This is a genomic window from Castellaniella sp. (assembly GCF_041675725.1).
In the GTDB taxonomy this organism is placed as follows: Bacteria; Pseudomonadota; Gammaproteobacteria; order Burkholderiales; family Burkholderiaceae_B; genus Castellaniella.
In genome coordinates this window covers 16,247-28,413 of the sequence record NZ_JBAYTI010000037.1, presented here as the reverse complement: position 1 = coordinate 28,413, position 12,167 = coordinate 16,247, and the positions used below count along the sequence as shown (strand labels likewise).

Genomic DNA, 12,167 nt, shown 5'->3' with positions numbered 1-12,167 from the left:
ACTGCTGGCCACCAGGGCGGGGCTTGCGCAGTCGAACGATACCGGCTCGGACCAGCAGACTTGCCAGGTGGCCGGCAGCGGCGTCGGGCGCAGGTCGATCATGGGATGGTCCGGCAGTTCCGCACAGGCCGATGCCAGCAGCGCCTCGGCCTGTTCGGGGGCAATGTCCAGCGTGGCTGCCGGCAACAGCGCTGCACCGTCGCGCGAGGGCGCCATGTGGATGAGCTCGGCCAGCCACACGGGCCCCGGATCGGGCCCGGCGGCGTCGGCGGCCAGGCGCAGGGGGCCCAGACCTGCGCTAATATGCCCGTCTGGGAGGTAGCCACTGGCTTGCAGCAGCCAGTGCTCGTCGGCCGTGCACCAGGTGTCGGCGGGCGGGCATGCCACCGGCTGCGGTGCCGGGCGGGCGCTGCGCAGGCATTGCAACAGGGCGGGGGCGTATGCTTCGATGTGGGGCGCCAGTTCGGCCGCCACTTCGGGCTCTGGCCAGGCGCCGGGCAGGAGTATGTGCATGGCGCGATTGTAGAGGATAGGGTCGAGGCACGGGACGATTACACATGGCGTATGAATGGTGGATAGGCGCCCGTTATGCGGGTCTGGGGCGGTGGCGCGGGCGGGGCAACGACCGCTTCGTGTCCTTCGTGGCCTTCAGCTCCATGACGGGCATTGCCCTGGGGGTGGCTGCGCTCATCATCGTCCTGTCGGTCATGAACGGCTTCCAGATCCAGGTGCGCGATCGCATGTTGTCCGTGCTGCCGCATATCGAGCTCACCGTACCGGGCATGGGGCATGAATACGTGCTGCGCCATTGGCAGGACCTGGCCGAACAGGCCAAAGATCGGCCCGAAGTACGCGCCGCGGCGCCCTTCGTGGCGTCGCAGGCCATGTTGGCGCGCGGGCGGGGCCTGTCCGGTGTACAAGTGCGCGGAATCGATCCGAGTCTGGAGCCTGGCGTCTCGGACCTGGCCGGGCAGATGATCGAGGGCGCGCTCGATAGCCTCGCGCCGGGTCGTTATCACCTGATCCTGGGTACACAGCTGGCCCGCGCGCTAGGCGTGGGCCTGGGAGACACGGTGCTGCTGCTCGCGCCCGAGGGCTCGGTGTCACCCGCGGGTTTCGCACCGCGCATGCGCCAGTTCACGGTATCGGGGATTTTCGCCAGTGGCCATTACGAATACGATTCGTCGTTGGTGTTCATCGACGTCCAGGACGCCGCCAAGGTGTTCCGGGGAAGCGGCACCAGTGGCGTGCGGCTGCGGATCGGTGACATGCAACAGGCCCCTCGGGTGGCCCAGGCATTGCTCGACGCACTCCCGGCAGGTGTGCTGGCATCCGATTGGACACAAAACAATCGGACTTGGTTTGCGGCCGTACAGACCGAAAAACGCATGATGTTCCTGATCTTGGCGCTGATCGTCGCGGTGGCGGCTTTCAACCTGCTGTCATCGCTGGTGATGGCGGTCAAGGACAAGCGCGCAGATATCGCCATCCTGCGCACGCTGGGGGCGACGCCCGGCCAGGTGGCGCGCATCTTCCTCATCCAGGGGGCCTTGATCGGCGTCATGGGCACCGCGCTGGGGGTGGCAGGCGGCACGCTGGTTGCCTTTCATGTCGACGTCATCGTGCCGTGGATCGAGCGGCTCCTGGGGATCCACTTCCTGCCGCAGCAAATCTACTTCATCAGCGAACTGCCCTCGAACCCGCAACTCGCCGACATCCTGGTGATCGGCGGCACTTCGCTGGCGCTTTCGCTGCTGGCCACGATCTACCCGGGCTGGCGTGCGGCCCGTCTGCAACCGGCCCGGATATTGCGTCATGACTGATACCCCGGATTCCGCACGCGCGGTCGTACTGCGTGCCCACCATTTATCTCGAACCTATGACGAAGGCGCTGGGCGCGTGCCGGTGCTCCAGGATGTGAATCTGCAGGTGCATGCCGGTGAAATCGTGGCGATCGTCGGGGCGTCGGGCTCGGGCAAAAGCACCTTGCTGCACGTGCTGGGTCTGCTCGACGTGCCCGACGGCGGTGCCGTGGAAGTCATCGGCCAACCGGCCGCGGGCCTGTCCGAACGCGAGCGCAGCCGCCTGCGCAACCGAGCACTGGGGTTCGTCTATCAATTCCATCATTTATTGCCTGAATTCACGGCGCTGGACAACGTGGCGATGCCGCTCATCGTGCGGGGGCTGGGCCGGCCCGCCGCGCGCGAGGCGGCCGCCCGCCTGTTGGCCCAAGTCGGCTTGCAGCGGCGCGCGGGGCATTTCCCCGGCCAGCTCTCTGGCGGCGAGCGCCAACGCGTGGCACTGGCGCGTGCCTTGGTGGCCGAGCCCGCCTGCGTCCTGGCCGATGAACCCACCGGCAATCTCGACCGCGAGACCGCCCAGGCCATGTTCGAGCTTTTGCTCGACATCAACCGCAGGCTCGGGATGGCGTTCGTGATCGTGACCCACGACCCTGCGCTGGCCGCACTGGCGCATCGCCAGCTGGCCATGCAGGCAGGGCGCTTGAGTTCCCGATGCTGATCGATACGCATTGCCATCTGGATGCCGCAGTCTTTCAGGCAGACCGCGCCGCCGTCCTCGACCGGGCGCGTCGGGTGGGGGTGCGAGCCATCGTCGTACCGGCCGTGGCCGTCTCGAATTTCGAGGCCGTCCGGCGCCTGGCGCACGCCACGCCCGGCGTGGGCTACGCGCTGGGTATCCATCCGCTCTACGTGGCCCAGGCTCAGGACTCGGATTTAGACCACCTGCAGCATTGCCTGCAAGTGCATCAGGCAGATCCGAAACTGCTGGCCATCGGCGAGATCGGGCTGGATTTTTTTGTACCCGAACACGCAGAGGGTCCACGCAGAGCCCGCCAGGAGCATTTTTTCGAGCGTCAGTTGCAACTGGCTGCAGCGCATGGTTTACCGGTGCTTCTGCATGGCCGCAAGGCCCAGGATCGATTGTTGAAATATATGCGCCGGCAGCCGGGCGTGCGTGGTATTGCCCATGCCTTCAACGGCAGCTTCCAGCAGGCCGGGCAATTCATCGAGCTCGGGTTCGTCCTGGGCATGGGCGGCGCGCTGACCTATCCGCGCGCCTTGCAGATTCGCCGCCTGGCCAGCGGGTTGCCCGAGGGCGCGCTTGTGCTGGAGACCGATGCGCCGGACATGCCGCCTGCATGGCTGGGCGCGGGCCGGGGCGCCGGGGCGGCCCGACCGCGCAATGAGCCTGCAGAGCTGGCCAGAATCGCGCAGGCGCTGGCGCGCCTGCGCGCACAGGCCACTGCACACGTGGTGCATCAATGCGCCCTGAATGCCGGGCGGGTCCTGCCTCGACTGCAGGCGTTGCTGGCCTCGGAGTCACTGTAGTCACACGACCGCGAGACAGCGCCAGGGGCGATTTCGCGCGGGATATCCCTGTGTGATCATGAGGGTCGGGTGGATGCGCGTGGACCCTGGGCGCACCCTACGATAGACCCCTGGAACGTGGCGGGGGGCAATGGCATGGTGGGGCGTCTGGCGGTGATGGCCGGGTTGCTGGGGGTCATAGCGGTCCACGAGATGGCGGATCTGCCGTCACCCGCTGCCCTGGGCTGGGGGTGGGTGGGCCTGCTGTCGATCCTGGGGCTGGGCTGGTGCGCTTCACGTACCTGGCGTCTTTCGTGGCCTGCTGCAGGGGCCCACCTGCGCCGCCTGGCCTGGTGCCTGCTGGCAGGCTGGTCGGGTTTCACCATGGCCACGGTCTGGGCTCAGGCCCGACTGGGCGAGGGGCTGGACGAACGCAACGTCGATCGCGTCTCGCGCATCGAGCTCAGGGTCGCCAGTCTGCCTCGCCTGCAGCCCGATCGGATCGGCTTCGATGCCGACGTGCTGCACGCGCATCCCGCCGGGGTGCCGGCGCGCATACGGGTCAACTGGTCGGCAGCGGGCTGGCGCAGCCCGTATGCAGCACCCAGGGCGGCTGATCCGCCATTTCCCGACGTGCGGCCCGGCCAGGTCTGGCGCATGGCGCTGGTCTTGCGGCCCATTCTTGCCGCGCACAACCCCGGGGGCTTCGACTACGAAGGCCATGTCTTTGCCCAAGGCGTGCGGGCCGCTGGCACGGTTCGGGGCACGCCTGTTTATCTGCGTGACGAAAACTGGCACAGCCTGTCCATCGTGGCTGACCGCGCGCGCCATGCCGTGCGTGCAGCAATGGCGCCCTGGTTGGCGGGCTATCGCTATGGGCCTGTCCTGCGCGCGCTGGCGATCGGCGATCAGGACGGCGTGGATGATGCCGATTGGCAGGTCTTCAACCGCTCCGGGCTGACGCATCTGGTATCGATATCGGGCTCGCACATCACCATGCTCTCGGGTGCGGCGGCGCTGTTCGTGTCAGCGCTGTGGCGGCGCCTGCGCTGGCGCGGGCGCTGTCTGGCCGAGCGCTGGCCGGCGCGCCGCGCAGCCGCATGCGCTGCGCTGGTCGTGGCCTGGCTGTACTGCCTGCTGGCCGGCTGGGGCGTGCCGGCCCAGCGTACCTTTCTGATGCTGGCCGTCGTGGCGGGGGCGCAGGCGCTGCAGCTGCGCCTGAGCCCAGCCCGGGTGCTGGCTCTGGCGGCTGTGTTGGTGGTTTCTTTTGACCCCTGGGCGATTCGCGCAAGCGGGTTCTGGCTGTCCTTCATGGCCGTGGCCGTCCTGTTCGCGGTGGGCTCGGTGACGCAAGCGGCCACCGGGGCGTCGGGCGCGACCCCTGACCCGGTTTCGCCGGCCGCAACTGGCTGGCGGCGTGCACTGCGCTTGGCGATCCGGCTGCAGATGGCCGTCACGTTTGCATTGGCGCCCGCCCTGGCCTGGCTGTTTCACGAGATTTCCGTCGTATCGCCGTTGGCCAATGCGTACGCGATACCGCTCATCGAACTCGTGGTCACCCCGTTATCGCTGCTGTTGGCGGCGACGGCCCTGCTGCCGGGGGTGGATGGGGTCGCACAGGGGCTGGCCTGGCTGGCCCATGGCGTGTTGCGCGCCATGATGTGGCCAACCGAATGGCTGGCAAGCCTGCCCACTTGGTCCGTGCCGGCGGGGCCGGCATGGATTTACCTGGGGGCTCTGGCCGGCGTGGGTCTGGCGTTGTATCCACGCCCCGTGGTGGTGGGCCAGCGCTTCTGGCCTTGGCTGGCCTTCCTGCCCATGTTGCTGTGGGCGCCATCCCGTCCGGGGCTTGGCGAATGGGACTTGCTGGCGCTGGACGTGGGTCAGGGCAGTGCGGTGTTGATCCAGACGGCGCGCCATGCGCTGTTGTTCGATGCCGGCGCACGCCACGCGCGCGATTCGGAAGAAGGGGCGCGCACTGTGCTGCCGGCGCTCAAGGCGCTGGGGATCGGCCGTCTGGATGCGCTGATCGTGTCACATGCCGATCTCGACCATGCCGGTGGCGTCTCGGGGGTGCTGCGGGGCGTTCCGGTCGAGCAAAGCTTCAGTTCGTTTGATTTGAAGCGGTGGCTGGACGGCGAGGCTCGCAAGCTCCAGGCCGGCCTGCCGCCCCTGCCGCTGGCCATGGTGCCCTGTCTGTTTGGCGGCCGTTGGATGATTGATCAGGTGCAGTTCGAATTTCTCTGGCCACTTGATCGGCAGGCCGTGCGCAAGGGCGGCGCAGCCAATGAGGGCAGTTGCGTACTGCGGGTACGGGGCGCGCGCCACAGTGCGCTGCTGACGGGCGACATCGAGCGAAAAACCGAATCGGCCCTGGTGCATCGCGGGCTCGGGGCGAGCGACGTGGTAGTGGCCGCCCACCACGGCTCACGGACCTCGTCGACCGCGCCCTTTGTCGAAGCATCGGCCGCACGCCACGTCATCATGCAGGCAGGGCGCTGGAATCGGCATGGCCATCCGGATGACGCAGTGTTGCGGCGCTGGACCAGGGCGGGGGCACGGGTCTGGCGCACGGATCACCAGGGCGCAATCGTGGTTCGCTCGCGCGGACAGGGGCTCTCGTTGTACAGTGTCCTGGAGTCGTCACGGCGGTATTGGCACGGGTGGCGTGGTTGAGGGTCGGGCCGACCTTGCGCAAATGGGCCAGATCGGCGATCATGCGCCAACCGTCCAAAAGACGGCTTGCGGCCTTGCATGCCTCGTTTTCGGGCATTCCCGCGCCTGTCATAAATCCACGAGATTTTTATGGCCATGACACAGACACCTCTGGAATTTTATGTGCCCGAGCCTTCCGGGCGCCCTGGTCAAACGACCGATTTCTCTTATCTGCGCCTGCAGCCAGCCGGCCAGGCCCGAAAGCCCCCCATCGACATCCTGCCCTACGATACGCGCGATCTGGCGCAGGGCTTCATCCGTGTGCTCGATGACAACGCCCAGCCCCAGGGCCCCTGGGCCGACGACGCGCCCGATGACGATATCCTGCTCGAAGGGATGAAAGCGATGGTCACCACGCGCATTTTCGATGCGCGCATGGTCATTGCCCAGCGGCAGAAAAAAACGTCGTTCTACATGCAGTGCCTGGGCGAAGAGGCCATCAGCATCGGCCAGGCACTGGCCCTGCGGCCCGATGACATGCATTTCCCCTCCTACCGCCAGCAGGGTCTGCTGATTGCGCGCGGCTATGGCTTGTTCGACATGATGTGCCAGGTCTTTTCAAATGACCAGGATCCGCTCAAGGGGCGCCAGCTGCCCATCATGTATTCGGTGCCCGAAAAAGGCTTTTACTCGATTTCGGGCAATCTGGCCACGCAAATGCCCCAGGCCGTGGGCTGGGCCATGGCTTCGGCCATCAAGGGCGACACCCGCATCGCGTGCGGCTGGATCGGCGACGGGGCCACGGCCGAGTCCGACTACCAGACGGCTTTGCTGTTCGCGCACGTGTATCGCGCGCCGGTGATCCTGAACGTCATCAACAACCAGTGGGCCATTTCCACCTTCCAGGCCGTGGCGGGGGGCGAGAACACGACCCTTGCAGCGCGCGGCATCGGTTCGAACGTCGCCTCGCTGCGGGTGGACGGCAATGATTTTCTCGCGGTGTATGCCGTATCGCGCTGGGCTGCCGAGCGGGCCCGCAGCAATTTTGGCCCGACCCTGATCGAGTGGATCAGCTACCGGGCGGGTCCGCACTCCACGTCCGATGACCCGTCCAAATATCGTCCGGCCGACGACTGGTCGCGCTTTCCCCTCGGGGACCCCATCATTCGCCTGAAACAGTACATGATGGCGCGTGGCATATGGTCCGAAAAAGAACATCAGGCCCTGCAAAAGTCCTGCGAAGCCGAAGTCGTGGCCGCCCAGAAAAAGGCCGAGGCGCACGGGACGCTGGCCACGGGTCGCACCAGCAGCGTGGCTACCATGTTCCAGGACGTCTACAAAGACATGCCGCTGCATCTGCGGCAGCAACGTCAGCAAATGGGGGTATGAGCATGGCCCAAGAGAAACCCCGGACCCGGCCGATGACGATGATTCAGGCCCTTCGGTCGGCCATGGATATCATGCTCGAACGCGATGACAACGTGGTGGTCTTTGGCCAGGACGTCGGTTATTTTGGCGGCGTGTTCCGCTGCACCGAGGGCCTGCAGGCCAAGTACGGCCACTCGCGCGTGTTCGATTCGCCCATCTCGGAAAGTGGTATCGTGGCCACGGCCATCGGCATGGGGGCGTATGGCTTGCGCCCGGTGGTCGAGATCCAGTTTGCCGATTATTTCTACCCGGCAGCGGATCAGATCTTTTCCGAGGCGGCCCGCATCCGCTATCGTTCTGCCGGGGGGTACACCGCACCCCTGACCATCCGCATGCCGTGCGGGGGCGGCATCTTCGGCGGGCAGACCCACAGCCAGAGCCCGGAAGCCCTGTTCACCCATGTCACCGGCTTGCGTACGGTCATGCCGTCCAACCCCATCGACGCCAAGGGGCTGTTGATCAGCGCCATCGAAAATGACGATCCGGTGATCTTTCTCGAACCCAAGCGCCTGTACAACGGCCCGTTCGATGGTCACCACGACCAGCCCGTGGTGCCGTGGTCCAAGCATCCGCTGGGCAACGTCCCCGAAGGCTACTACACCGTGCCGCTGGATTCGGCCGCGGTCTACCGCGAGGGGCGCGAGCTCACCGTGCTGACGTATGGCACCATGGTGTATGTGGCCGAAGTCGCGGCCCTCGATGCCGGCATCGAGGCCGACATCATCGATTTGCGCAGCCTCTGGCCGCTCGATCTCGAGACGATCCTGAATTCGGTGCGCAAGACGGGGCGCTGCGTGGTGGTGCACGAGGCCACCCGCACCAGCGGCTTTGGCGCCGAGCTCTGCGCGCTGGTACAGGAGCACTGTTTTTATTACCTCGAAGCGCCCATTGCGCGCGTCACGGGTTGGGATACGCCGTACCCGCATTCGCATGAATGGGCGTATTTCCCCAGCCCCAAGCGGGTGGCCGAGGCGTTCAAGCGCGTGTTTCAGGAGGCATGATGGGCATTCATATCATCAAGATGCCTGACATCGGCGAAGGCATCGCAGAAGTCGAACTGGTCGAATGGCATGTGCAAACGGGCGATACGGTGGTCGAGGATCAGGTGCTCGCCGACGTCATGACCGACAAGGCCACCGTGCAGGTCCCTTCCCCCGTACACGGAACAGTGCTCGCGCTGGGAGGGGCGGTGGGCGAAGTCATGGCGGTCGGTTCTGAACTGATTCGCCTCGAAGTCGAGGGCGAAGGCAACGTCACGGCAGGCGAGGCCAGCGGTGCTGCGCCCGTGCGCGCTACGGCGGCTGTGGCAGCCGATCCGGTCGCGCCAACCAAGCCGGTCGCGCCACCCGAGCCGCCGGAGGCGGACGCGGGTGCCGCGCCAGAGCCGGTTGCCGCCGCGAGCCCTGCGCCGGCTTCTGTGGCTGCCGCAGCAAGCCAAATGACGGCTCGCGCTGCGGTGCCGGCGGCCGCACTCGCACCCGCCCGCCCGCAGGGCCAGCGCCCGCTGGCCTCGCCCGCCGTGCGGCGACGCGCCTGGGATCTGGGCATCACGCTGCAGTACGTGCCGGGCAGCGGTCCGGCCGGGCGCATCACGCATGGCGATCTGGATGCCTGGTTGGCGCGTGATCGCAACGACACCGGCCCGCGGACGACGGGGACGCAGTATGTGGCTCAGCACCAAGAGACGGCGATCCCGGTGATTGGGCTGCGGCGCAAAATCGCGCAGAAAATGCAGGAAGCCAAGCGCCGCATTCCGCATTTCACCTACGTAGAGGAAATCGACGTCACCGAACTCGAAGCCCTGCGGGCACGCTTGAATGCGCGCTACAGCACCGAGCGGGGCAAATTGACGCTGTTGCCGTTTTTGGCCCGTGCAATGGTGCTGGCTCTGCGCGAATACCCGCAGATCAATGCCCGTTTCGACGACGATGCGGGGGTGGTGACCCAGTATGCGGCGGTGCATTTGGGCGTGGCCGCGCAAACGCCGGCCGGGTTGATGGTGCCTGTGGTGCACCATGCCGAAACGCTCGATCTCTGGTCGTGTGCGGCCGAGATCGCACGCCTGGCCGAAGCCGCGCGCCAGGGCCGGGCGGCGCGCGACGAACTCACCGGCTCCACCATCACGCTCACCAGCCTTGGCGCCCTGGGGGGCATCGTGTCCACGCCAGTCATCAATTATCCCGAGGTGGCGATCGTGGGGGTCAACCGCGTGGCGGAGCGTCCGGTATTGCAAAATGGTCAGGTCGTCGCGCGCAAGCTGATGAACCTGTCTTCGTCTTTTGATCATCGGGTCGTCGATGGCCTGCATGCGGCCGAATTCATCCAGGGCATGCGCCGCTACCTCGAGTGCCCAGCCCTGTTGTTTCTGGAGTGAAACCTGATGGCCAATCCTGTCCAAACCACCCTGCTCATCATCGGCGGCGGCCCCGGGGGGTACGTGGCCGCCATCCGGGCCGGGCAGCTCGGCATCCCGACGGTGCTGGTCGAGGCCTCGGCACTGGGCGGCACGTGCCTGAATATCGGCTGTATTCCCTCCAAGGCACTGATACACGTCGCCGGGCAGTTTCATGAAATCCAGGCGCATGCAGGGGATTCGGCCCTGGGCATCCGGGTGGGCCCACCCGAAATCGACATCGCGGCCAGCGTGGCCTGGAAAAACAGCATCGTCAAACGCCTCACCCAGGGCGTCGGGGCCTTGCTGAAAAAGCACAAGGTCACGGTCATCCAAGGGCGGGCACAGATTGTCGATGGCAAGACGGTCGACGTCGATCCATCGCTGCGCGGCAAGGCTGGCGCGCCCCAGCGGATTCGCTGCGAACACCTGCTGCTGGCCACGGGTTCCGAGCCGGTGGCCCTGCCGTTCATGCCCTTCGGGGGTCGCGTGATTTCGTCCACAGAAGCCTTGTCGCCCAAGAAATTGCCCACGAGCCTTGCGGTGGTGGGCGCGGGCTACATCGGGCTCGAACTGGGTACGGTGTATCGCAAGCTCGGGGTGAAGGTCGATGTCATCGAAGCGCAGGACCGGATCCTGCCCGTGTACGATGCGGATCTCTCCAGGCCGGTGGCGGCGGCGCTCAAGGCGTTGGGCGTCGGCCTGCACCTCGATACCCGGGTGCTGGGCCTCACGGATGACGGCAAGGCCTTGCGGCTGCAAAAGGGCAAGGCGGATGAAATCCGGCTCGAGGCCGAGCAGATTCTGGTGGCTGTGGGCCGTGCGCCACGCAGCCGCGGTTTTGGGCTTAGCTCGCTCATGCTCGACATGGACGGCGAGGCGGTGCGCGTCGATTCGCGCTGCCGGACTTCTATGCAGGGTGTCTGGGCCATCGGTGATCTCACCGGCGAACCCATGCTGGCGCATCGCGCCATGGCGCAAGGGGTCTGCGTGGCCGAGCAGATTGCCGGCCAGACACGATACTTTACGCCCGAAGCCATTCCTGCGGTATGCTTTACGGATCCCGAGGTCGTCACTGCGGGGCTTTCGCCGGCGCAAGCTGCCAAGGCCGGCATCGACTGCCTCGAAGCCAGCTTTCCGCTGGCTGCCAACGGGCGTGCCATGACGCTGCAATCCACGGACGGTTTTGTACGGGTGGTGGCACGCAAAGACAATCACCTGTTGCTGGGCTGGCAAGCGGTGGGGCGCGGGGTCTCCGAACTGGCCGCGGCATTTGGGCTGTCGCTCGAAATGGGGGCACGGCTCGAAGACGTGGCGCATACCATCCACGCCCACCCCACCCTGGGCGAGGCCGTCCAAGAGGCGGCCCTGCGCGCATTGGGCCAGGCCTTGCACGTTTAGGAGAAACATCATGTCCGAATCCGCCCAAGCCGAGCAGCCGCGCCTGGGGTCCGTTACGTGTGCAAGCCGTTCAGGGTTTCACCGCATGGCCTACTGGGAATGGGGCGATCCTGCCAACGATCGGGTATTGCTGTGCGTCCATGGCCTGACCCGGTCGGGGCGGGATTTCGATCACGTCGCCCGCGCCTTGCAGGGCGATTATCGTGTCATTTGCCCCGATGTCGCTGGGCGCGGGCGCTCAGACTGGTTGATCGATCCCGCCAACTACATCGTGCCGCAGTACGTGGCCGACATGGTTGCCCTGGTGGCGCGCCTGCAGGCGCGCCAGATCGACTGGATCGGCACCTCCATGGGGGGCCTGATCGGCATGGTGTTGGCGGGCACGGCGGCCGCGTCTCCCGGGCTGCGCCCGGATCGCGGGGTCTGGGGCCTGGGCCGTGCGCCCGATGTGCCGTTGGGGCGCATGGTGTTCAATGACATCGGGCCTGCACTGGACCTGGACGGCTTGGGGCGGATCGCCGATTATGTGGGTGAAGCCAGCCGTTTCAAGAATTTCGCCGACGCGGTCGCCTACGTGCGCAGCACCTCTGAAGGCTTTGGCCCGCACGACGAACAGGGTTGGACCGAACTCACCGAACACGTGTTCAATCAGCAAGACGGTGAATGGGTGAAGCACTACGACTTGCGCCTGGCCCAGCCATTCGCCAGCCAGACTCCCGAAGCCCTGGCCGGCGCCGAAAGGGTTCTGTGGCGCGCCTGGGAGCACCTCCCCGGGCCCGTTCTGGTGCTGCGCGGGCAGGATTCCGACATTCTGCCCGCGTCAGTGGCCCAGGAGATGCTGCAGCGCAATCCGCAAGCCCGTTGCGTCGAATTTGCCGGCGTGGGCCATGCACCGACGCTGCGCAGCCCAGACCAGATCGCCGCGGTGCGAGATTTCCTGCTCGCGTAGGGCAGGCGTTCGG

General features: G+C 66.3%; 9 protein-coding genes and 1 pseudogene. 9 read left to right on the top strand and 1 reads right to left on the bottom strand.

Annotated features, from left to right (window positions below; translation table 11 throughout):
* Positions 1–513: pseudogene (locus WCZ84_RS08930) on the bottom strand (hypothetical protein); the annotation flags it as partial.
* 44 nt (positions 514–557) lie between these two features.
* Here WCZ84_RS08930 and WCZ84_RS08925 point away from each other — a divergent pair.
* The 9 genes from WCZ84_RS08925 to WCZ84_RS08885 all read left to right on the top strand — a co-directional run bounded on the left by WCZ84_RS08925 (position 558) and on the right by WCZ84_RS08885 (position 12,154).
* Complete coding sequence (locus tag WCZ84_RS08925) at positions 558–1,823, top strand: lipoprotein-releasing ABC transporter permease subunit (RefSeq protein ID WP_372685922.1); 1,266 nt, start codon at positions 558–560, stop codon at positions 1,821–1,823.
* Positions 1,816–2,520 carry an ABC transporter ATP-binding protein gene (locus tag WCZ84_RS08920; protein ID WP_372685921.1) on the top strand — a complete coding sequence of 235 codons (705 nt, stop codon included), beginning with the start codon at positions 1,816–1,818 and terminating at the stop codon, positions 2,518–2,520. Before WCZ84_RS08925 ends, WCZ84_RS08920 begins: the two co-directional genes overlap by 8 nt.
* A complete protein-coding gene (locus tag WCZ84_RS08915; RefSeq protein WP_372685920.1) occupies positions 2,514–3,350 on the top strand; it encodes a TatD family hydrolase in 837 nt (278 codons plus the stop codon). Before WCZ84_RS08920 ends, WCZ84_RS08915 begins: the two co-directional genes overlap by 7 nt.
* 69 nt (positions 3,351–3,419) lie before the next feature.
* On the top strand, positions 3,420–6,005 hold the full coding sequence (locus WCZ84_RS08910) for a DNA internalization-related competence protein ComEC/Rec2 (protein ID WP_372685919.1): 2,586 nt from the start codon (positions 3,420–3,422) through the stop codon (positions 6,003–6,005).
* Positions 6,006–6,140: 135 nt separating this feature from the next.
* Entirely contained in the window at positions 6,141–7,373 is a 1,233-nt protein-coding gene (locus tag WCZ84_RS08905; protein WP_372685918.1) for a 3-methyl-2-oxobutanoate dehydrogenase (2-methylpropanoyl-transferring) subunit alpha, read from the top strand.
* Positions 7,370–8,413, top strand: coding sequence for an alpha-ketoacid dehydrogenase subunit beta (locus tag WCZ84_RS08900; RefSeq protein WP_372685917.1), 1,044 nt, complete (start codon positions 7,370–7,372; stop codon positions 8,411–8,413). The genes WCZ84_RS08905 and WCZ84_RS08900 overlap by 4 nt, the downstream gene beginning before the upstream one ends.
* On the top strand, positions 8,413–9,786 hold the full coding sequence (locus WCZ84_RS08895) for a dihydrolipoamide acetyltransferase family protein (protein ID WP_372685923.1): 1,374 nt from the start codon (positions 8,413–8,415) through the stop codon (positions 9,784–9,786). The genes WCZ84_RS08900 and WCZ84_RS08895 overlap by 1 nt, the downstream gene beginning before the upstream one ends.
* Before the next feature lie 6 nt (positions 9,787–9,792).
* Complete coding sequence (lpdA, locus tag WCZ84_RS08890; RefSeq protein ID WP_372685916.1) at positions 9,793–11,205, top strand: dihydrolipoyl dehydrogenase; 1,413 nt, start codon at positions 9,793–9,795, stop codon at positions 11,203–11,205.
* 10 nt (positions 11,206–11,215) lie between these two features.
* Positions 11,216–12,154: an alpha/beta fold hydrolase gene (locus WCZ84_RS08885; protein ID WP_372685915.1), complete on the top strand. Its 939-nt coding sequence runs from the start codon at positions 11,216–11,218 to the stop codon at positions 12,152–12,154.
* Positions 12,155–12,167: the final 13 nt, after the last annotated feature.

What these genes read in the sequence shown, in the direction of transcription:
- WCZ84_RS08925 (WP_372685922.1), top strand. Translation starts at nt 558, where the DNA reads ATGGCGTATGAATGGTGGATAGGCGCCCGTTATGCGGGTCTGGGGCGG.
- WCZ84_RS08920 (WP_372685921.1), top strand. Translation starts at nt 1,816, where the DNA reads ATGACTGATACCCCGGATTCCGCACGCGCGGTCGTACTGCGTGCCCAC.
- WCZ84_RS08915 (WP_372685920.1), top strand. Translation starts at nt 2,514, where the DNA reads ATGCTGATCGATACGCATTGCCATCTGGATGCCGCAGTCTTTCAGGCA.
- WCZ84_RS08905 (WP_372685918.1), top strand. Translation starts at nt 6,141, where the DNA reads ATGACACAGACACCTCTGGAATTTTATGTGCCCGAGCCTTCCGGGCGC.
- WCZ84_RS08900 (WP_372685917.1), top strand. Translation starts at nt 7,370, where the DNA reads ATGAGCATGGCCCAAGAGAAACCCCGGACCCGGCCGATGACGATGATT.
- WCZ84_RS08895 (WP_372685923.1), top strand. Translation starts at nt 8,413, where the DNA reads ATGGGCATTCATATCATCAAGATGCCTGACATCGGCGAAGGCATCGCA.
- lpdA (WP_372685916.1), top strand. Translation starts at nt 9,793, where the DNA reads ATGGCCAATCCTGTCCAAACCACCCTGCTCATCATCGGCGGCGGCCCC.
- WCZ84_RS08885 (WP_372685915.1), top strand. Translation starts at nt 11,216, where the DNA reads ATGTCCGAATCCGCCCAAGCCGAGCAGCCGCGCCTGGGGTCCGTTACG.